Raw genomic sequence first — 19,625 nt, 5'->3', positions numbered from 1 at the left:
GACCATCACGAGGATGGCCGCAGACCGTTATCTCAAGCAGCCAGCTTGGCCTTGACTTGATCAACGATGCTGCTAAACGCAGCCTTGTCGTGCACCGCGATATCGGCCAGCATCTTGCGGTCGATCTCGATGGCTGCCTTCTTCAGGCCGTTGGCGAACTGGCTGTAGGTCAGGCCCAGTTCACGTGCAGCGGCGTTGATACGGGCGATCCACAGACGGCGGAACACGCGCTTCTTGGCACGGCGGTCACGGTAGGCATATTGCCCAGCCTTCATCACCGCCTGCTTGGCGATGCGGAAGACATTGCCGCGGCGGCCGCGGAAACCCTTGGAAAGGGCCAGAACTTTTTTGTGACGGGCGCGGGCCGTTACACCACGTTTGACGCGAGGCATGTGTTTTCTCCTTGTTCGTCAGTGAATTACAGGCCAGCCATCGGCAGCATTTGTGCGATAGAGCCCATGTTGGTCTCATGCACAGACACTGCACCACGCAGGTGACGCTTGTTCTTGGTGGTCTTCTTGGTCAAGATGTGACGCTTGAAGGCTTGACCGCGCTTGACGGTGCCACCGGGACGAACGCGAAAACGCTTCTTCGCGCTGCTCTTGGTCTTCATTTTGGGCATTTGAATGCTCCTGTTGTTTGTGCTCGTGAGGCGGCTCGCAACACTGCGCGCACTTGCTGGCCCCGAGACACTTCTGTGCCAGCCCGAAGGCCGGCAAGAACAAGGGACATGGAAACCATGTCCCTTGCATCGCACGCCCCGCGCAATCGACTCGCGCACGGCCTGCAAATTCTGTCGCCCCTCAACGAAGGGCGAAACCGCGATTATGCCTTATCAGCCACCGCAGGTGCAGCAGAAACTTCTGCCGGCTTGCCGCCAGCTGTGGGCTTCTTGCGCGCAGGGGCGATCATCATCACCATCTGGCGGCCTTCCAGCTTGGGGAACTGCTCCACCTGGATGGAATCCGCCAGATCGTCACGCAGACGGTTCAGCAGATCCAGACCAATCTGCTGGTGCGTGATTTCACGGCCGCGGAACCGCAGCGTGATCTTGCACTTGTCACCATCGGCCAGGAAACGGCGGATGTTGCGCAGCTTGATGTTGTAGTCGCCGTCGTCGGTACCAGGGCGGAATTTCACTTCCTTGATTTCGATGACGGTCTGCTTGGCCTTGGCTTCGGCAGCCTTCTTCTGTTCAAGGTACTTGAACTTGCCATAGTCCATCAACCGGCAGACAGGTGGAGTGGCAGTGGCGGCAATTTCCACCAGGTCCACGTCCAACTCGCCCGCCATGCGCAGCGCTTCCTGCAGAGGCACGATGCCCAGCGGCTCGTTCTCCGGGCCGGACAGACGCACTTCAGGCGCCATGATTTCACGGTTGAGACGATGCTTGCGCTCTTCACGGTGGCGCCGATCACGAAATTCAGTAGCTATGGTTCTCACCCTTGGATTTAAGTTGCTACAACAGCGTAGCCGCTTGTGTGCAGTACACGCAAGCGGCTACCGCCTTTGGAGATGCTCCATCAGGCCTTCGCCGCGATGTCCTTGGCCACGAGTTCAATGAACGCATCGACCGACATCACACCGAGGTCCTTGTTGCCCCGTGCGCGCACTGCCACTGCACCAGCGGCCTTCTCCTTGTCGCCAGCAACAAGGATGTAAGGCAGCTTTTGCAACGAATGCTCCCGTATTTTATACGTAATCTTTTCGTTGCGCAGATCTGTCGCCACCCTAAGGCCTTGATTCGGAAATGCTTTTTGCAGCTTTTGTGCGACTTCCCGCACATAGTCCGCCTGCGCGTCGGTGATATTGAGCACAGCGGCCTGCACGGGAGCCAACCAGGTCGGCATGGCACCAGCGTGCTGCTCGATGAGAATGCCGATGAAACGCTCCAGGCTGCCGACGATGGCACGGTGCAGCATCACGGGGCGATGGCGGTCGCCATCCTCGCCCACGTACTCCGCATCCAGGCGCTCGGGCATGGAGAAATCCACCTGGATGGTTCCGCACTGCCACTGGCGGCCGATGGCGTCCTTGAGCGTGTACTCGATCTTGGGGCCGTAGAACGCGCCATCGCCGGGCGAGATCACGTACTCGCAGCCCGAAGCCTCCAGGCTGTTGATCAGCGCAGCTTCTGCCTTGTCCCAGCTTTCATCGGAGCCGATGCGCGCCTCGGGGCGCGTGGCGACCTTGTAGATGATGTCGCTGAAGCCGAAGTCCGCGTAGACCTTTTGCAGCAGCGTGGTGAAGGCCAGCACTTCGGGCTGGATCTGGTCTTCGGTACAGAAGACGTGGCCGTCATCCTGCGTGAAGCCGCGCACGCGCATGATGCCGTGCAGGCCGCCCGTGGGCTCGTTGCGGTGGCACTGGCCGAATTCGCCGTAGCGCAGCGGCAGGTCGCGGTAGCTCTTGATGCCCTGCTTGAAGATCAGGATGTGGCCGGGGCAGTTCATCGGCTTGAGCGCGTAGTCGCGCTTTTCCGACTCGGTCGTGAACATGTTCTCGCGGTACTTGTCCCAGTGGCCAGTCTTCTCCCACAGGGTCTTGTCCAGGATCTGCGGACCCTTGACTTCCTGATAGCCGTTGTCGCGGTACACGCGGCGCATGTACTGCTCGACCTCTTGCCACAGGGACCAGCCCTTCGGGTGCCAGAACACGGTGCCCGGCGAGTGCTCGTCGATGTGGAACAGGTCCAGTTCGCGGCCCAGCTTGCGGTGGTCGCGCTTTTCAGCCTCCTCCAGCATGTGAAGGTACTGCTGCAGGTCGTCCTTCGATGCCCAGGCCGTGCCGTACACGCGCTGCAGCATCTCGTTGCGATGGTCGCCACGCCAGTAGGCGCCAGCCACCTTCATCAGCTTGAAGAACTTGAGCTTGCCGGTGCTGGGCACGTGCGGGCCGCGGCACAGATCCTCGAAGCTGCCTTCGCGGTACAGGCTCACATCCTCATTGGAGGGGATGCTGGCGATGATCTCGGCCTTGTAGTTCTCGCCGATGCCCTTGAAGTACGCAACGGCCTCGTCGCGCGGCAGCACGCGGCGCACCACGGGCTCGTCCTTGGCGGCCAGTTCGGCCATGCGCTTTTCGATGGCGACCAGATCCTCAGGGGTGAAGGGGCGCTTGTACGAGAAGTCGTAGTAGAAGCCGTTCTCGATCACGGGACCGATGGTGACCTGGGCCTCCGGGAATAGCTCCTTGACCGCATAGGCCAGCAAGTGGGCCGTGGAATGGCGGATCACCTCCAGGCCATCGGCGTCCTTGGCCGTCACGATGGACAAGGGCATGTCCTTGTCGATGACGAAGCTGGTGTCCACCACCTTGGCGTCATCGCCAGCCCCCACCTTGCCGGCCAGTGCCGCTTTGGCAAGGCCTGCGCCTATGGATGCGGCCACTTCGGCCACGGTGACGGGGCCGGGGTACTCACGTTGCGAACCATCGGGAAGCGTAATGTGGATCATGGGATTCCTAAAATATTTCTCAGGGGGCGCGCATCCCCCAAAAGCAAAAAGCGCGGAGCCAGGTCCGCGCTTTCTTGGGGTCGAGTGAATCTCGTGCAGGCGCGAACCGCCAGCCGCTAGCGGCCGGTGTACATCTCCGATGTAGTTCGCGGTGTCATAACCATGATGCCTTTCTCGCCCTTGTCAGTTGTTGTCAATTGAAAACTTCCGCCATTTTAACCCCAGCAAAGAAAAAGCGCCCGAAGCACAAGGCCCCGGACGCTTTCTCACCCCTATCTACCTGAAGTTGCACTCACCGAAGCCGCGCTTCAGTGGAATTGCTCCTCTTCCGTGGAGCCGGTCAGTGCCTTGACGCTGGACGAGCCACCCTGGATCACCGTGGTCACGTCGTCGAAGTAGCCTGCACCCACTTCCTGCTGGTGGGACACGAAGGTGTAGCCTTGTTCGCGGGCTGCGAATTCGGGCTCCTGCACCATGTTCACGTAGTGCTTCATGCCTTCGCCGTTGGCGTAGGCGTGGGCAAACTTGAAGGTGTTGAACCAGTTGATGTGAATGCCGGCCAGCGTGATGAACTGGAACTTGTAGCCCAGCGCAGACAGGTCTTCCTGGAAGGAGGCGATCTGGCTGTCGTTGAGGTTCTTCTTCCAGTTGAACGAAGGCGAGCAGTTGTAGCTCAGCAGCTTGCCTGGGCAGGCAGCATGCACGGCCTGGGCGAACTCGCGGGCAAAGCCGATGTCGGGCACGCCGGTTTCGCACCACACCAGGTCGGCATAGGGCGCATAGGCCACACCGCGGCTGATGGACTGCTCCATGCCATTGCGGACACGGTAGAAGCCTTCCTGTGTGCGCTCGCCGGTCAGGAACGGCTTGTCGTTGGCATCGTGATCGGAGGTGATCAGGTTGGCGGCTTCAGCGTCGGTGCGGGCCAGCACGATGGTAGGCACGCCCATCACGTCAGCGGCAAAGCGGGCGGAGATCAGCTTCTCGACGGCTTCCTGGGTGGGCACCAGAACCTTGCCGCCCATGTGGCCGCACTTCTTCACAGCAGCCAGTTGGTCCTCGAAGTGCACGCCGGCTGCGCCAGCGGCAATCATGTTCTTCATCAGTTCGAAAGCGTTGAGCACGCCGCCAAAGCCGGCTTCCGCATCGGCAACGATAGGCAGGAAGTAGTCGATGAATTCCTTGTCGCCGGGATTGATGCCACGGCCCCATTGGATTTCGTCGGCACGCTTGAAGGTATTGTTGATGCGGCGCACCATGGTGGGCACCGAGTCATAGGCGTACAGCGACTGGTCGGGGTACATGGTTTCGCTGGTGTTGCCATCGGCAGCCACCTGCCAGCCCGACAGGTACACCGCTTCCAGGCCAGCCTTGGCCTGTTGCATGGCCTGGCCTGCGGAGATGGCACCAAAGGCATTCACATAGCCTTTCTTGGCACCGCCGTTGATCCTGTCCCAGAGCAGTTCCGCGCCACGCTGGGCCAGTGTGTATTCAGGCTGCAGGCTGCCGCGCAGACGCACCACGTCGGCGGCGCTGTAGCCGCGCTTGACGCCCTTCCAACGGGGGTTCTGCGCCCAGTCTTTCTCAAGGGCGGAAATTTGCTGTTCACGGCTCAGTTGCTGGGTCAGGGATTGGGGCATGTTGCTCTCCTGGTAGGTGGTTGAAACAAGCGGCTTTCTTGCGTCGGCCTTGGGATCAAATTTAAGTCTTATAGAAGACCTCATCAACATCTTGTGTCTTATACAAGACTAAATTTTTCATCATATAAATCAACGAGTTATTTTCATATTTTTCAATATGAAATCACATTTCTCGTATTGAGAAAAATTGGCGCAATGCAGCATTTCAGTATTTCACAATGCAAAACATGAATTCCATGCCATGAAAAGTCACCACAGCATGGCAAGCGTCCGCGACAGGCACATGTCACGCACACCGAACGCGCTCACAGGTACCATCGCGCGTTCAGGTGGCGCTCCCGCCTCTCAAACCAGCACTTGCCGTGAACACCTCCCATCGCAGATCTGCCTATGCCTGCCTGGCGCTGAGCATGTCCCTGGTCGGCAGCTATGTCGCCCTCTCCAAGCCTCTGGCGGCCATTTTTCCGGTGCTGCTGCTGGCCTGGCTGCGCTTTGGCATCGGGGCCATCGCCATGCTGCGCTGGCTGCGCAAGCCGGCGGACGAGGCACCCCTGTCTCGGCGCACGCAGGGCCTGCTGTTTCTTGAGTCGCTGTTCGGCAACTTTCTCTTCACCATCTGCATGGTGACTGGAGTGAGCCTGACAAGTGCCGTCACGGCCGGCGTCACCATGGCTGCCATCCCTGCTGCCGTGGCCTTGATGAGCTGGCTGTTTCTGCGCGAGCGCGTGGCTGCGCGCACCTGGCTGGCCATCGCGCTGGCCGTGGCGGGCATCGGCCTGTATGCACTGTCCCGCCCGGACGCTGGCGCCGCCTCGGCAGCATCAGCATCAGCCTCACCGCAGGCTTGGCTGGGGCAGATGCTGCTGGTCGGCGCCGTGCTTTGCGAGGCGTTTTACGCCGTCATCGGCAAGCGCCTGACCACGTCCCTGGGGCCCAAGCGCATCACATCCATCGTCAATCTCTGGGGATTTGCGCTGTCTACGCCCTTCGGGCTGTATCTGGCCTGGCGCTTCGACTTCGGCAGCGTGGCATGGAGCATCTGGGGTCTGTTGCTGTTCTACGCCCTTGCCGCCTGTGTGTGGACCGTGTGGTTGTGGATGACGGGCTTGCGCAATGTGCCAGCCTCCCAGGCCGGCACCTTTACGGTACTGCTGCCGATCAGCGCTGCCGTGGTCGGCATGTGCGTGCTGGGCGAACGGATCACATCCATGCAGGCGCTGGCCTTTGCGATCGCCCTGCTGGGCATTCTCGTGGCCACCTGGCCGGGCAGAAAACGCCTTGCACAACACCCTTCCGCGAGCGGTGCCAGCCCCTTCTAAAAACGCTGCCGCCGACGGCCAACCTGCCAGGGCGGCCCTCGAAAGCAAGCCAGAATGCAAAAACTCCTCAAAAAACAGCGCCACAGCAACAAATCGAGGCAAAAATTTGACGGGTAAGCTTGGAAGAGCGTTTTTTTCCCATTAGCATCAGCCTGCCAGTGGATAGCGACGGTTTTTCGCTGGTAAAGAATCCACTCCATACTAGGAACAAGCAACATGGCAACTGCAAAGAAGGCAACGGCTGCTCCGGCAGCTCCCGCAAAGAAGCGCACTCCCAACGCCGCCTTCATGAAACCCCTCACCCCCAGCCCCGCTCTGGCTGCCGTGGTGGGTTCCACTCCCCTGCCCCGCACCGAGATCATCAGCAAGCTGTGGGTCTACATCAAGGCCAACAAGCTGCAAGACGCTGCCAACAAGCGCATGATCAACGCCGACGCGAAGCTCAAGGAAGTGTTCGGCAAGCCCCAAGTCTCGATGTTCGAGATGGCTGGCCTGATCGGCAAGCACGTCAAGTAATCCTCGGGCCTGCGCCACGACGGATGAAAGCCGGCCCCTGGGCCGGCTTTTCTTTTTTCCGGGATGCCATCTCCTCTTCTTGCCGGAGATGCTGCACACCGACAACATTCCAATGCCATGAGCCAAGTGCCCGCGCTGCAAGCCGTTCCCGACGGCATCATCAATCTGGCCGACCACGAGGCGCATGCGCAGCAGCGGATGGACGACAACGCCTGGGCCTATTTCTCGGGCGGCGCGGCCGATGAGCGCAGTCTTGCGGCCAACCGCAGCGCCTGGGACGCGCTCACACTGTGGCCGCGCGTGCTCCGCCCCCTTGCAGGCGGTCACACCCGGCTGCAGTTGCTGGGCAGGGAGCTGGCCTGCCCGCTGCTGGTGGCCCCCATGGCCTTCCAGCGCATGGCCCATGAGGACGCAGAGCTTGCAACCGCCTATGCCGCTGCGGCGCTGGGCGCGGGCATGGTGCTCAGCACACAGGCCAGCCTGCCGCTGGAGACAGTGGCACAGGCAGCCCGGCTCACGCCTGGCCATGGCCCTTTGTGGTTCCAACTCTATCTGCAGCATGACCGTGGCTTCACCACGCAACTGATCAAGCGCGCAGAGGCCGCAGGCTACGAAGCGCTGGTGCTGACGGTGGACGCACCCACCAGCGGTGTGCGGGACCGTGAACGCCGCACGCGCTTTTGTCTTCCGCCGGGAGTGTCTGCCGTCAATCTGCAGGGGATGGCGCCACTTGCAGCCATGCAACTCGCACCAGGCCAGAGCCCCCTGTTCGACGGCCTGCTGCACCATGCACCTACCTGGGATGACGTCGCCTGGCTGCAGCAGCAGACACGGCTGCCGCTGCTGCTCAAGGGCGTGCTCCACCCGGCCGATGCGCTGCAGGCCGCGAGACTGGGAGTAGCGGGCATCATCGTCTCCAACCATGGAGGGCGCACGCTGGACACCGCACCGGCCACGGCAACAGCCCTAGCCCGTGTGGCCAGGGCCGTGCGCGGCGCGGGCCACGAGCTCCCCTTGCTGGCCGACGGGGGCATACGGCGCGGCACAGACGTGCTCAAGGCGATCGCCCTCGGTGCGACGGCGGTTCTGATAGGCCGCCCCGTACTCTGGGGGCTGGCCAATGCGGGCGCCGCCGGCGTGGCCCATGTGCTCAGGTTGCTGCGCGATGAACTGGAGATCGCCATGGCGCTGACAGGGTGTGCCACCCTTGCCCAGGCCACTGTGGAACTACTGGATACCGAGTAAAGCCGAGCGCCATACAGCCCTACAGACAACCAAGAATTGCAAATGCGATGAATTCTCATTTATAATTTTTCATCCTATCAATAGCCAGCCACTACTGCCTGTAGCCATGATCGTCTGTGTATGCCGCCGGGTTTCCGACCGTGAGATCGCACGCCACGCTCATGCGGGCATGAGCTTTGACGAGATCCAATTCGAATTGGGTATCGCCATGCAGTGCGGCCGCTGCGAGAGCTGCGCCCGGGATGTGGTGGCGCAATGCTGCGCCAGCCAGCCCGTGGCGGCCATCCACAACGAGGTCGCGGCCCAGACCGTCCAGCTTGCCAACAACATTCTGGAGAGCAAAGCATGGTCCTCCTCTCAGCACTTGTCGGCAGCCTGATCCTCGTCGTTACATGCACCTGGTGGATTCTGCGCAGCTGATACTCCGTCTTCCGAGCGACAGCACCCGGCTCCCATACGCTGACCGCTCCTTCTGTCTCTATGTCCCAGTCTGATCGTTTTGGCCCCCCCGGGGGCCTTGGCCGTAACGTGGCCATCGCGGGTTCGGTCGTGGTCTTGCATGCAGCAACCCTTTGGGCGATGCAGCATGGCCTGCTCCAGCGCGCACCCGAAGAGGTCATCGTGCCAGCCCAGGTGATTGCGGAATTCATTTCGCCACCCGCTCCCGAGCCCGAGGCACCCAAGCCCCCTCCTCCGCCACCACCTCCCAAACCGCAGCCGGTCGTGAAGAAGGCACCGCCGCTGCCCAAGGCCATTGCCGACCCCAAGCCTGCACCTGCGGCGCCGCGCGGCACGCTGGACGACGAGCCCAAGCCCGTGGTGGAGGCACCGCCGGCACCGCCCGCCCCTCCTGCGCCGCCAGCGCCTCCCGCTCCCCCGGCACCACCGGCTCCGCCCAAGATCGAATTGCCGTCCAACAACGCGGCCTACCTCAACAACCCGGCCCCCAACTACCCCGCCATCAGCAGGCGCATGGGGGAACAGGGAACGGTCACGCTGCGCATCTTCGTGGACGCGCAAGGCCTGCCTCAAAAGATCGAGGTCAGCAAATCCAGCGGCTACGACCGTCTGGACCAGCAGGCCGTGGACGGCGTCAAGAACTGGAAATTCGTCCCCGGCAAGAGCAACGGCACGCCAACCCCCATGTGGGTCACCGTCCCGGTCAAATTCACCCTCAATTGATTCTCAGGAGTATCCATGGATTCCCAATTCGGCATTGCCCACGTCTGGACGCAGGGAGACTTCGTCACCCGTGCCGTCGCCATCATCCTGCTGGCCATGTCGGTGGCCTCTTGGCTCGTGATGATCATCAAGGCCCTGGACATCGTGAAGTTCAAGAAGCTGGCGCGCAACGCCCAGGATTTCTGGCACAGCCCCGACCTGGCCAGCGGCCTGGAAAAGCTGGGCGATGACCGCTCCAACCCCTTCCGCTACCTGGTGCTCGAAGGCCGCGAAGCCACCGCCCACCACCGCAAGACCAGCGCCCACCTGCATGACACGCTGGACATCAGCGACTGGGTGACCCGCTGCATGCGCAACGGCATCAGCGAGTTCACCGCCCGCCTGCAATCGGGCCTGGCCATTCTGGCTTCCGTGGGCTCGACCGCTCCCTTCATCGGCCTGTTCGGCACCGTCTGGGGCATCTACCACGCGCTGGTCGCCATCGGCCTGTCCGGCCAGTCCTCGATCGACAAGGTCGCGGGCCCCATCGGTGAAGCGCTGATCATGACCGCCCTGGGCCTGGCCGTGGCGATTCCCGCCGTGCTCGGCTACAACGCCGTGGTGCGTGGCAACAAGTCCATCCTCAACGCCCTCAACAGCTTTGCCCACGACATGCACGCCTACTTCGTGACCGGCGCCCGCGTGTCCATCGACGGCAAGGAAGCCGGCAACGTGCTGCCGCTGAAGAAAGGCGCGTAAGCCATGGCATTCGGAACAATGGACGATGACGGCGAAGAGGTGATGAACGAGATCAACATGACGCCGCTGGTCGACGTCATGCTGGTGCTCCTGATCATCTTCATCATCACCGTGCCGGTGATGAAGCATTCGGTGAACGTGGACCTGCCCCGCGCCACCAACCAGCCCGAGGACGTCAAGCCCGCCACCGTGCGCCTGGCCGTCTCCGCCGATGGCCAGTACCACTGGAATGGCGTTGCCGTCAGCGATACGCAGTTCGAGGAGAACCTCAAGGCCGAGGCGGCCAAGGAGCCGCAACCTGACCTGCATATCCAGGGTGACAAGGAAGTCCGCTACGAGCGCGTGGCCCAGGCCATGGCCGCCGCACAGCGTGCAGGCGTGCGCAAGATCGGCTTCGTGACGGACCCGGCCAAGTAGGCCGTGGCAGGCATTCCTTGCATGGCGATCAACGACAACGGCCCTTCGGGGCCGTTTTTCATTCTCTTCGCGTTGGCAGTGCATCGGGTCGCAGGGATAGGACTGGTCCCAGAAACCACAATGCGAGTAAGTCTCACTTGATTTTCAATTGAGAATTGTTATCATTCACAAAACTTTCCAATTTTTGAGGAATTCCCTGCATGTCTGCCACTTCCGCCGCCACCTCGCATCTGTCCGGCAACTCCAACGCCCAGGCCTTTGCAGCGCTGCAGGCCGCAGCATCTGCAGCCCTGACCGGGGCCGCCAGCGGACTCGACAGCACCTTGCTGCTCAATGGACAAAAGGCTGTGACCATCGTGCACAACGGCACGCCCTACCGCCTGCAGGCCACCAAGCTGGGCAAGCTCATCCTGACCAAATAAGCAAGATTCCGGCCGTCGTCGGATGCCCGACCGGCGGCTTCTTCGTTTCATCGTGGGGCGACCTTGGGACTTCCAGTCTCAGAGGTCGATTAGCCAGCCAACAAAATCTTCGGATTTTGCGTAGCCAAGCATTTTTTCCCCGCGCTGCAGCGCAGATTGACCAAAGAAAAAGCCCCTGTCCATCGGCACAGGGGCTTTTTCTTGGCTGCATGGATCAGTCCCCAGGGACCGATTCATGCAGCATGGGTGCACCAGGGGCTATTACAGGCCCAGAGCAGCAATGCCGGCGCCGGCAACCTGCGCATCCTCGCTGGCCTTGACGCCGCTGACGCCCACGGCGCCCAGGCATTGGCCGTCCTTCATGATGGCCACGCCACCTTCGAGCAGACCGTCCAGCGTGGGCGCGCTCAGGAAGGCCGTGCGGCCGTTGTTGATCATGTCTTCATAGCCCTTGGTGTCGCGGCGGCCCAGGGCCGCCGAGCGGGCCTTGGACGGAGCGATGTGGGCCGACACGGCGGCGGCGCCATCCAGGCGCTGCAGCCACAGCAGGTGGCCGCCGTCATCGACGATGGCAATGGTCACGGCCCACTTGTTCTTCAGCGCCTCGGCTTCTGCGGCGGCGGCAATGGCCTTCACGTCGGCCAGTTCGAGTTCATGCTTAGTCTTCATAAGATTCCAATTATCCATTCCATCACAAATGTCCTATAAGCATAGCAATCGTATGAGGACTGACAATGCATGCGCAGAACAAAACATTCGAAACCAAACCATGGCGGCGGCTCGGGGTATTGCAAGTCGCGCGCAAGCCGCCACCTAGAATGGGCAAGTCGCAACAACACTCCTTCGGAGGACTGGCCACATGAATGATCAAGTCACCACACTGGGCTCTGCGGGCTACGGTGTCTCGCAGCAAGAGCGCAATCGCGTATTGCGCAACACCTACTGGCTGCTGGCCCTGAGTCTTCTCCCCACCGTGCTGGGCGCTTGGCTGGGCGTGGCCACGGGCATCACGCGCTCGCTGAGCGGCGGGTTGGGGCTCATCGTCTTCCTGGGCGGCGCATTCGGCTTCATGTTCGCCATCGAGAAGACAAAGCACTCGGCAGCCGGCATTCCCGTGCTCCTGGGCTTCACGTTCTTCATGGGCCTGATGCTGTCGCGCATGATCGGCATGATCCTGGGCTTCAAGAACGGCTCCGAGCTGATCATGACCGCCTTTGCAGGCACGGCCGGCGTGTTCCTGGTCATGGCCTCGCTGGCCACGGTGATCAAGCGCGACCTGTCGGGCATGGGCAAGTTCCTGTTCGTCGGCGTGCTGGTACTGTTCGTGGGCTCCATCATCAACGTCTTCATCGGCTCCACGGCCGGCATGATGGCGATCTCGGTGGCGGCCATCGGCATCTTCAGCGCCTACATGCTCTATGACCTCAAGCAGATCATGGACGGCGGCGAGACCAACTACATCAGCGCCACGCTGGCTCTGTACCTGGACCTGTTCAACGTGTTCCAGAGCCTGCTGGCCCTGCTGGGCATCATGGGCGGCGAACGCGACTGATGCCGCACGCGGAAGGCTTCGCCTTCCCTGCCGCACACCAAAGGCCTCCTTCGGGAGGCCTTTTGCATGTCCGGGATCATCATTTGTGCAAAGCGGACTCAACTTCTTCCAGGGCCTGCCGATAATCTCCTCAAGATGACCATGCCTAATCTTCCCCGCACCTTCGCCATCCTGCTGCTGCCCACGCTGCTCGCCGGCTGCAAGCTGGATGATATTCCGGGCCTGGGACCGGACCCCCGCACCGTCGCCAAGGAGGCCGAGGCCAAGGCCATCGGCGGGGCGTGCCGCCATGCCCTGCGCGGGCTGGAGGACTGCTACACGCTCAACCCCAAATCTTCCAAGGCCCTGGTGTTTGCAGGCTGGAAGGATATGGACGAATACATGCGCGCCAACAAGATGGAGGGCACGCCTTCGGTCCTGGGCCAAAGCGACCGCCGCCGCAGCGACAAGGACGAGGCGCCTGCCGAGCCGACCTCAGGCCGCAATCGCAGCTGACCCCTTTTGAGATCCGGATTTGAGATCTGGATCCGCCCGTCAAAAAGCCGTGGCCGCCCGAGGGCTCCACGGCTTTTTTCATGGCACGGGCAGCCAGGCCGTCAGTCTGCGCAGCGCTCGAACACCGCCATGCTCTCCACGTGGGCCGTGTGGGGGAACATGTTGACCACGCCTGCCGACACACAGCGATAGCCGGCCAAATGCACCAGAAGGCCGGCATCGCGCGCCAGCGTTGCGGGATTGCAGCTGACATAGACGATGCGCTCGGGAAAGCGCCAGGCCTCATGCCCTGCCGGCAGGGGCTCGGCGCCTTCGGCACCGATGCGCGCCTGGTGGATGTCGGCCAGGGCCTTGGACAGCGCAAACGCGCCTTCGCGCGGCGGATCGACCAGCCACTTGCCGGCCACGCCGTCGGCGAACAGCATCTCGGGCGTCATCTCGAACAGGTTGCGCGCCACAAAGCGCGTGGGCGCGAGCTTGTCGCCCTCTGCGCGCTGTGCGTTGTTGGCCGCGTAGTTTTCATGGGAGCGCTTGACCAGGGTATCGCTGCCCTCGATGCCCAGCACCTCGCGCGCCTGCGTGGCCAGGGGAAGGGTGAAGTTGCCCAGACCGCAGAACCAGTCGATCACGCGCTCGTCATTCTTGACATCCAGCAGGCGCAGCGCACGCGTGACCAGCACGCGGTTGATGTGCGGATTGACCTGGGTGAAGTCCGTGGGCTTGAACGGCATGGTGATGCCGAAATCGGGCAGGCCGTAGTCAAGCTGGGCGCCTCCCTGCTCCATGAGGTGCACGGTGTCCGGGCCCTTGGGCTGCAGCCACCACTGCACGTTGTGCTCGACTGCGAAAGCGCGCAGCCTGGCCTGGTCGTCCTCGGACAGCGGCTCCAGATGGCGCAGCACCAGGGCCGTGACGGAGTCGCCGCAGGCAACCTCGATCTGCGGGCAGGTTTCGCGTGCATCCATGGAGGCGATCAGCGCGCGCATGGGCAGCAGCATGGCGTCCACATGGGGCGGCAGGATCTTGCAGGTCTCCATGTCGGCGATGTAGCGGCTCTTGCGCTCGTGAAAGCCCACCAGCACCTTGCCCTTCTTGGCCACATAGCGCACCGACAGGCGCGAGCGGAAACGGTAGGCCCAGGACGGACCTTCGATGGGGCGCAGCAGCGTCTCGGGCTTGACCTTGGCCAGATGCCAGAGATTGTCTTCCAGCACGCGCTGCTTGATGGCCACCTGGGCGCCCACGTGCAGATGCTGCATCTTGCAGCCGCCGCAGGCACCGGCGTGCAGACCGAAATTCGGGCAGCCGGGGCGCACACGCTGGGAAGATTCGCGGTGGATGGCCGTCAGGCTGGCGGCTTCCCAGTTGTTTTTCTTGCGATGGGTGTTGGCGCTGACCAGTTCGGTAGGCAGGGCGCCGTCGATGAATACAACCTTGCCATCGCTCTTGCGGGCCACGCCCTGGGCGTCCATATCCATGGACAGCACCTGCAGCCAGCCTTCGGGCAGTGCAGGGGCGTCGATGTCGGCTTCGGGCAGGTTGTCGGGGATCTTGTTGTCGCGGGGTTCACTCATGGGGCACGATTGTCTCAGGCTCTCCCCTTGCCCTGTTGGCGGCTCCCCAAAAAAGCCCCCAACTCGCTTTTGCCTCTCAGGACCGCGGAGTGCTGCTGCGGCCCAGGTCCCGCTGCCGCTCCTGGCGCGCCCGGGCCAGTTGCTCGCGTTCGGCCAGCAGGTTGATTTCGGTGATGCAGTTGAATTCGTCCAGCGTGAACACCATGGTGGCACCGCGCTCGATCTTGTCCACGGTCTGGTGCAGCGGCAAGGTCAGGTCCACCGGCGGGCGGTTGGAGCGGTAGATCAGTTCCTGCTCGGGCGTGTAGACGGAATAGCAGGCGGCAGACGCGGCCTGCGCCAGCGCGCAGGCGGCCAGCACGGTGATGGCACGCAGGTTTTGCACAGCAGTCATGGTGTTCCCCTCAAAACGGCGGCCCGCCTGTGTATGTACTGGGTGGCAGGCCAGGCTGCCCAGCATTATGGAGCAGCACATGCCGCGCCCCGCCAGGTGCCGCCTCCGCGCTGCAGCCGGTTTTGATTTTTCAGTTTTCACAAATTTCTCTCTTGACAGAAATTTCAGGCCTGCAGACACTGAGGCCATGCAACTGAGTCCCATCGCACACCGTTTCATCCACCATTGGGGAGACATGGGCAGCTCCTGGGGGGTGAACCGCACGGTCGCCCAGATCCACGCCCTGCTGTTCTTCCATGGCCGCCCGCTCAACGCGGAAGAGATTGCCGACACGCTGGGCGCCGCTCGCTCTAACGTGAGCAACAGCCTCAAGGAACTGCAAGGCTGGGAGCTGATCCGCACCAGCCGCAGGCCTGGCGACCGCCGCGACTACTTCGAGACCTCGTCCGATGTCTGGGAGCTGCTGCGCACCATCGTGCGAGAGCGCAAGCAGCGCGAGTTCGACCCGACCTCGGAGATGCTGCGAGAACTGATCGCCGAGCCTGGCTTCGACGACGAATCCCCCGACACCCAGGACCGCGTGCACGAGACGCTGCGCCTCATGGAATCGCTGGGCATCTGGACCGACGAGATGCTGCGGCTGTCGCCCTCCACTCTGGACAAGCTGCTGCGCCTGGGCGCCAGCGTGCAGCGCTTCGTGCGCTCCGAGGCTGCTGACACCCGCGTCAAGCGCGGACGCCGAGCCTGAAATTTCCGTCACAAGAGAAACTGGAGGTCACCATGCGCATTCTGGTCTGCGGCGGCAACGGCTTCATCGGCCGCCATATCGTCAACCTGCTGGCCCTGGCCGGCCATGATCCCGTGGCGCGCAGCCGCCATTCCCTGCCTGCGCTCGACTACGCCAAGGCCACCAAGCCCGAGGCCTGGCTGCCGCACCTGGCGGGCGTGGATGCCGTGGTCAATGCCGTGGGCGTGCTGCGCGACAGCCCCTCCCGGCCCATCGATGCCATGCACGCCCAGGCCCCCATCGCCCTGTTCGATGCCTGCGCGGCGGCCGGCGTGCGGCGCGTGGTACAGATCTCTGCCCTGGGCATAGAGGGCAGTGCCACGCGCTACGCCACCACCAAGCGCACCGCTGACGAGCACCTGCTGGCACTCACGGCAGCCGGACATCTGCAAGGCTGCGTGGTGCGCCCCAGCGTGGTGTTCGGCGCCGGCGGCGCCAGCAGCGAGATGTTCCTGTCCATGGCGCGCCTGCCGGCGCTGCTGCTGCCGCGCCCCGTGCTGCAGGCCCGCGTGCAGCCGGTGGCCGTGCGCGACCTGGCCGAGGCCGTGGCCGGCCTGGTGACGCGCCCCGAGCCCGTCGGCATGATCGAGATCGGTGGCCCCCTGCCCTTGCCGCTGGCCGCGCTGATTGCCAGCCTGCGCGCGCAGATGGGCCGCGCTCCGGCCCGCGTGGGCACGCTGCCCGGCTGGCTCACCCGCGCCAGCGCACGCGCTGGCGACTGGGTCAGCGCCTCACCGTGGTGCAGCGAGACACTGGCCATGCTGGCCAGCGACAACGTCACCGATCCGGCCGGATTGCAAGCCCTGCTGGGCCGGCCCGGCATTGCGCCCGCCCAGCTGCTGGCCACGCTGCGCCATGGGTGAACACCGCCTGCGCCAGGTTCCCCCTTCACAGCGCGCCATGCACTTGAGCCTGATCGCCGTCTGGCTGGGCACGGCCCTGGTCAGCGCCATCGAGCACCGCGGCCTGAGCGTGCAGGTGCTGGCCGATGCCGGCATCCACGATGCTCGCTGGCAGACATTCCTGGTCTGGAGCGGCCTGCTCGCCGACCTGGCCGTGGGCCTGGCGCTGTGGCTGCTGCCCGGCCGCAAGAGCTATCTGGCGGCCTTGCTGCTGATGGCCGCCATGACCGTGCTGGCCACGGCGCTGCAGCCGACGCTGTGGCTGCATCCGCTGGGGCCGCTGCTCAAGAACCTGCCGATCGCCGCCATGCTGCTGCACCTGATGTCGGCACCTGTCACCCCGAAGGAGTCCGCATGAATCTCTACCTGTTGCTCAAGACGCTGCATATCGCGTCCAGCGTGCTGCTGGTCGGCACCGGCCTGGGCTCGGCCTTCTACATGTTCTTCGCCAACCGCAGCGGCAGCGTCGCTGCCCAGGCCGTGGTCAGCCGCCTGGTGGTGCGTGCGGACTGGTGGTTCACCACGCCCTGCGTGGTCATACAGCCTGTGAGCGGCATTGCCCTGGCCCACATGGCGGGCTGGCCGTTGACCACGCCGTGGCTGGCACTGTCGCTGGGCCTGTACCTGCTGGCCGGCGCCTGCTGGCTGCCCGTGGTCTGGCTGCAGGTGCGCATGGCCGCCATGGCGCGCGGCGCGCACGCAGCGCAGGCCGCCCTGCCCGCGCTGTATGCCGTCTACGCCCGGCGCTGGGAGGCGCTGGGCTACCCGGCCTTCATTGCCATGGCCGTGACCTACTACCTCATGGTCAACAAGCCGATGCTCTGGGGCGGTTGAGCATCGGCAGTGCCTTCAGTGCCTGGCCTCAGAGCTTGGCAATGGACACTTCGGTGGACTTGACCAGGGCCACCACATCGGAGCCCACGACCAGGCCCAGCTCGTCCACCGAGCGCGTGGTGATCACCGAGGTGACCACGCCCCAGGGCGTTTGCACATCGACTTCGGAGACAACGTCGCCTCGGATGATTTCACGCACCTGGCCCTTGAACTGGTTGCGCACGTTGATGGCTTGAATGGACATGTTTTTCTCCTGGGGATCAAAAGGAATCAAAGTAAGGTTGGGGGAAACGGAAAGTCAGACGGCCCAGCGCAGGCCATGGGCCGGTACGCCGGGCCAGGCCGTGGTGTCGGTCAGCGGGTTGGATTCGGGCTCGGCGGCGGGCTTTTGCAGCACGCGGTCGAGAATGCGTTGCTCGATGGCCGCCAGCGCCACGCTGCCGTGCACGCGCGGCCGTGGCAGGGCGATGCGTTCGTCCAGCGCAATGCGGCCGTCCTCGATCAGCACCACGCGGTCGGCCAGGGCCACGGCCTCCTGCACGTCATGCGTGACCAGCAAGGCCGTGAAGCCGTGGCTCTGCCACAGGCCTTCGATCAGGCGGTGCATCTCTATGCGGGTGAGCGCATCGAGCGCGCCCAGCGGCTCGTCCAGCAGCAGCAGTTGCGGGCGGTGCACCAGGGCGCGCGCCAGGGCAACGCGCTGGCGCTGGCCGCCGGACAGGCGCGCCGGCCATTCGCCCTCGCGGTCGGCCAGGCCGACCTGGGCCAGCACTTCGCGGCCACGCTCCTGGGCCGAGGCGGGCAGGCCCAGCGTCACATTGGCCAGCACACGCCGCCAGGGCAGCAGGCGCGCGTCCTGGAACATGATGCGCGTGCCGCCCTGCGCGCCCTGCACGGCGCGGGCGGGCTCGCCGTCCAGCAGCAAGGTGCCGGCCGTGGCCTGCTCCAACCCAGCCACCAGGCGCAGCAAGGTGCTCTTGCCGCAGCCGCTGCGGCCCACGATGGCGACGAATTCGCCAGGCTCCACCTGCAGCTGTACTTCGTGCAGCACCTCGCGCTGGCCGTAGCGCTTGGTCAGCCCGCCGGCCTGCAGGCGCACGCCACGGCGTGGTGCGGATTGGGGGGATGCGGACTGCGGCGCATCGTCGTTCTGGGCCAGGCGGTCGCTGACGTCCAGGCCATCGGCATCGAACGAGGCCTCCCAGGCCATCGCCGGCGCGGTGGTGTTCAGCTCCACGGCCTGTGCCAGCGTGGTCTTCATGCGGTTCCATCGGCTCATGTCGTGCTCCTTGTGTCACTTGGGCTGGTAGCCCGGATGCCAGCGCAGCCACCAGTGCTCCAGCGCACGCGCAAACCAGTCGGCCAGCTTGCCCAGCAGGGCGTACAGCAGGATGCCGACAAGCACCACGTCGGTCTGCAGGAACTCGCGGGCGTTCATGGTCAGGTAGCCGATGCCCGACTGCGCCGAGATGGTCTCGGCCACGATCAGGATCACCCACATCAGGCCCAGCGAAAAACGCAGGCCGACGAGGATGGAGGACAGCGCGCCCGGCAGGATGACCTCGCGATACAGCTGCCAGCGCGTGAGGCCGTAGCTGCGCCCCATCTCGATCAGCGCAGGGTCCACATTGCGTATGCCGTGGAAGGTGTTCAGGTAGATGGGAAAGAACACCGACACGCTGATCAGGAACAGCTTGGCGCTCTCGTCGATGCCGAACCACAGGATGACCAGCGGAATCAGCGCCAGCGCGGGGATGTTGCGCACCATCTGGATGGTGGAGTCCAGCAGCGTCTCCGCCCAGCGCAGCGAGCCCGTGAGCAGGCCCAGTGCCAGCCCCAGCCCGCCGCCGATGGCCAGGCCGCCCAGCGCGCGGCCCGCGCTCACCTGTACATGCTTGAGCAGCTCTCCCGACTCGGCCAGCGCCTGCGCGGCGCGCAGCACATCCAGCGGAGCGGGCAGCACCCGCGTGGACAGCCAGCCCCACGCCGAGGCGGCCTGCCAGACGGCGATCAGCGCCAGCGGCACCAGCCAGGGCACCAGGCGGCGGCCCACGCCGACCGCAAAGCGCAGCAGCGGCGACCAGGAATCGCCGGCCGGGGGGGCCGATGAGGCCGGCAGGGCAGTAACGGTACGTGCATCGGACATGCGTGAC

Annotated in this window: 25 protein-coding genes; 14 read left to right on the top strand and 11 right to left on the bottom strand. The window is 63.8% G+C overall.

Annotated elements, in window-relative coordinates; translation table 11 throughout:
• Positions 1 to 32: 32 nt before the first annotated feature.
• The 5 genes from rplT to aceA form a co-directional block, all read right to left on the bottom strand.
• On the bottom strand, positions 33 to 392 hold the full coding sequence (gene rplT, locus ACM14_RS01690) for a 50S ribosomal protein L20 (RefSeq protein WP_012206412.1): 360 nt from the start codon (positions 390 to 392) through the stop codon (positions 33 to 35).
• Between the two features lie 26 nt (positions 393 to 418).
• Positions 419 to 622: a 50S ribosomal protein L35 gene (gene rpmI, locus ACM14_RS01685; protein ID WP_012206413.1), complete on the bottom strand. Its 204-nt coding sequence runs from the start codon at positions 620 to 622 to the stop codon at positions 419 to 421.
• A 203-nt stretch (positions 623 to 825) separates the two neighbouring features.
• Positions 826 to 1,443, bottom strand: a complete 618-nt coding sequence (gene infC, locus ACM14_RS01680) for a translation initiation factor IF-3 (protein ID WP_012206414.1) — start codon at positions 1,441 to 1,443, stop codon at positions 826 to 828.
• Positions 1,444 to 1,523: 80 nt separating this feature from the next.
• Positions 1,524 to 3,455: a threonine--tRNA ligase gene (gene thrS / locus ACM14_RS01675; protein ID WP_065345070.1), complete on the bottom strand. Its 1,932-nt coding sequence runs from the start codon at positions 3,453 to 3,455 to the stop codon at positions 1,524 to 1,526.
• Between the two features lie 308 nt (positions 3,456 to 3,763).
• On the bottom strand, positions 3,764 to 5,095 hold the full coding sequence (gene aceA / locus ACM14_RS01670; RefSeq protein ID WP_013801675.1) for an isocitrate lyase: 1,332 nt from the start codon (positions 5,093 to 5,095) through the stop codon (positions 3,764 to 3,766).
• A 362-nt stretch (positions 5,096 to 5,457) separates the two neighbouring features.
• Here aceA and ACM14_RS01665 point away from each other — a divergent pair, with 362 nt between their 5' ends.
• The 8 genes from ACM14_RS01665 to hemP all read left to right on the top strand — a co-directional run bounded on the left by ACM14_RS01665 (position 5,458) and on the right by hemP (position 10,934).
• The gene (locus ACM14_RS01665) at positions 5,458 to 6,414 is read left to right on the top strand and encodes a DMT family transporter (protein WP_065345069.1); all 957 of its coding nucleotides are present in this window, start codon (positions 5,458 to 5,460) and stop codon (positions 6,412 to 6,414) included.
• Positions 6,415 to 6,630: 216 nt separating this feature from the next.
• Positions 6,631 to 6,930: an SWIB/MDM2 domain-containing protein gene (locus tag ACM14_RS01660; RefSeq protein ID WP_012206418.1), complete on the top strand. Its 300-nt coding sequence runs from the start codon at positions 6,631 to 6,633 to the stop codon at positions 6,928 to 6,930.
• A gap of 117 nt (positions 6,931 to 7,047) precedes the next feature.
• Positions 7,048 to 8,175: an alpha-hydroxy acid oxidase gene (locus tag ACM14_RS01655; RefSeq protein ID WP_065345068.1), complete on the top strand. Its 1,128-nt coding sequence runs from the start codon at positions 7,048 to 7,050 to the stop codon at positions 8,173 to 8,175.
• Positions 8,176 to 8,281: 106 nt separating this feature from the next.
• The gene (locus ACM14_RS01650) at positions 8,282 to 8,554 is read left to right on the top strand and encodes a bacterioferritin-associated ferredoxin (RefSeq protein WP_012206420.1); all 273 of its coding nucleotides are present in this window, start codon (positions 8,282 to 8,284) and stop codon (positions 8,552 to 8,554) included.
• 101 nt (positions 8,555 to 8,655) lie between these two features.
• Positions 8,656 to 9,357, top strand: coding sequence for an energy transducer TonB (locus ACM14_RS01645; protein WP_013801672.1), 702 nt, complete (start codon positions 8,656 to 8,658; stop codon positions 9,355 to 9,357).
• 15 nt (positions 9,358 to 9,372) lie between these two features.
• Entirely contained in the window at positions 9,373 to 10,095 is a 723-nt protein-coding gene (locus ACM14_RS01640; RefSeq protein ID WP_012206422.1) for a MotA/TolQ/ExbB proton channel family protein, read from the top strand.
• Positions 10,096 to 10,098: 3 nt separating this feature from the next.
• Entirely contained in the window at positions 10,099 to 10,512 is a 414-nt protein-coding gene (locus tag ACM14_RS01635; protein ID WP_013801671.1) for a biopolymer transporter ExbD, read from the top strand.
• Between the two features lie 200 nt (positions 10,513 to 10,712).
• Complete coding sequence (hemP, locus tag ACM14_RS01630; protein ID WP_012206424.1) at positions 10,713 to 10,934, top strand: hemin uptake protein HemP; 222 nt, start codon at positions 10,713 to 10,715, stop codon at positions 10,932 to 10,934.
• A gap of 261 nt (positions 10,935 to 11,195) precedes the next feature.
• On the opposite strand, the gene ACM14_RS01625 is transcribed toward hemP, so the two are convergent.
• Positions 11,196 to 11,603, bottom strand: a complete 408-nt coding sequence (locus ACM14_RS01625; protein WP_034395358.1) for a heme-binding protein — start codon at positions 11,601 to 11,603, stop codon at positions 11,196 to 11,198.
• A gap of 190 nt (positions 11,604 to 11,793) precedes the next feature.
• Here ACM14_RS01625 and ACM14_RS01620 point away from each other — a divergent pair, with 190 nt between their 5' ends.
• On the top strand, positions 11,794 to 12,486 hold the full coding sequence (locus tag ACM14_RS01620; protein ID WP_012206426.1) for a Bax inhibitor-1/YccA family protein: 693 nt from the start codon (positions 11,794 to 11,796) through the stop codon (positions 12,484 to 12,486).
• Positions 12,487 to 12,621: 135 nt separating this feature from the next.
• Entirely contained in the window at positions 12,622 to 12,981 is a 360-nt protein-coding gene (locus ACM14_RS01615) for a hypothetical protein (protein WP_198820203.1), read from the top strand.
• Positions 12,982 to 13,082: 101 nt separating this feature from the next.
• On the opposite strand, the gene rlmD is transcribed toward ACM14_RS01615, so the two are convergent.
• Together rlmD and ACM14_RS01605 are read right to left on the bottom strand one after the other, a co-directional pair.
• Entirely contained in the window at positions 13,083 to 14,555 is a 1,473-nt protein-coding gene (gene rlmD / locus ACM14_RS01610; protein ID WP_065345067.1) for a 23S rRNA (uracil(1939)-C(5))-methyltransferase RlmD, read from the bottom strand.
• 76 nt (positions 14,556 to 14,631) lie between these two features.
• Positions 14,632 to 14,949, bottom strand: a complete 318-nt coding sequence (locus ACM14_RS01605) for a hypothetical protein (RefSeq protein ID WP_013801667.1) — start codon at positions 14,947 to 14,949, stop codon at positions 14,632 to 14,634.
• 187 nt (positions 14,950 to 15,136) lie between these two features.
• Between ACM14_RS01605 and ACM14_RS01600 the strand changes: the two genes are divergently transcribed.
• From ACM14_RS01600 to ACM14_RS01585, 4 genes are read left to right on the top strand one after another with little or no spacing between them, the layout of a single operon-like run.
• Complete coding sequence (locus ACM14_RS01600) at positions 15,137 to 15,697, top strand: GbsR/MarR family transcriptional regulator (protein WP_034395350.1); 561 nt, start codon at positions 15,137 to 15,139, stop codon at positions 15,695 to 15,697.
• 32 nt (positions 15,698 to 15,729) lie between these two features.
• Positions 15,730 to 16,599, top strand: a complete 870-nt coding sequence (locus tag ACM14_RS01595) for an NAD-dependent epimerase/dehydratase family protein (RefSeq protein ID WP_065345066.1) — start codon at positions 15,730 to 15,732, stop codon at positions 16,597 to 16,599.
• Positions 16,592 to 16,996 carry a DoxX-like family protein gene (locus tag ACM14_RS01590; protein WP_065345065.1) on the top strand — a complete coding sequence of 135 codons (405 nt, stop codon included), beginning with the start codon at positions 16,592 to 16,594 and terminating at the stop codon, positions 16,994 to 16,996. Before ACM14_RS01595 ends, ACM14_RS01590 begins: the two co-directional genes overlap by 8 nt.
• Positions 16,993 to 17,472 (top strand): DUF2269 domain-containing protein, encoded by a 480-nt coding sequence (locus ACM14_RS01585; RefSeq protein WP_012206433.1) that lies wholly within the window; start codon positions 16,993 to 16,995, stop codon positions 17,470 to 17,472. Before ACM14_RS01590 ends, ACM14_RS01585 begins: the two co-directional genes overlap by 4 nt.
• 28 nt (positions 17,473 to 17,500) lie before the next feature.
• Here the strand turns inward: ACM14_RS01585 and ACM14_RS01580 are convergent, their stop codons facing one another.
• The 3 genes from ACM14_RS01580 to ssuC are packed head-to-tail and all read right to left on the bottom strand — an operon-like array spanning position 17,501 to position 19,618.
• A complete protein-coding gene (locus tag ACM14_RS01580; protein WP_012206434.1) occupies positions 17,501 to 17,716 on the bottom strand; it encodes a molybdopterin-binding protein in 216 nt (71 codons plus the stop codon).
• A gap of 54 nt (positions 17,717 to 17,770) precedes the next feature.
• Positions 17,771 to 18,751, bottom strand: a complete 981-nt coding sequence (locus tag ACM14_RS01575) for an ATP-binding cassette domain-containing protein (protein ID WP_065345064.1) — start codon at positions 18,749 to 18,751, stop codon at positions 17,771 to 17,773.
• A gap of 15 nt (positions 18,752 to 18,766) precedes the next feature.
• A complete protein-coding gene (gene ssuC, locus ACM14_RS01570) occupies positions 18,767 to 19,618 on the bottom strand; it encodes an aliphatic sulfonate ABC transporter permease SsuC (RefSeq protein ID WP_065345063.1) in 852 nt (283 codons plus the stop codon).
• Between the last annotated feature and the right edge of the window lie 7 nt (positions 19,619 to 19,625).

Source organism: Delftia sp. JD2 (assembly GCF_001682645.1).
Taxonomy (GTDB): domain Bacteria; phylum Pseudomonadota; class Gammaproteobacteria; order Burkholderiales; family Burkholderiaceae_C; genus Comamonas; species Comamonas acidovorans.
This window is presented reverse-complemented; position numbering and strand designations above follow the sequence as displayed.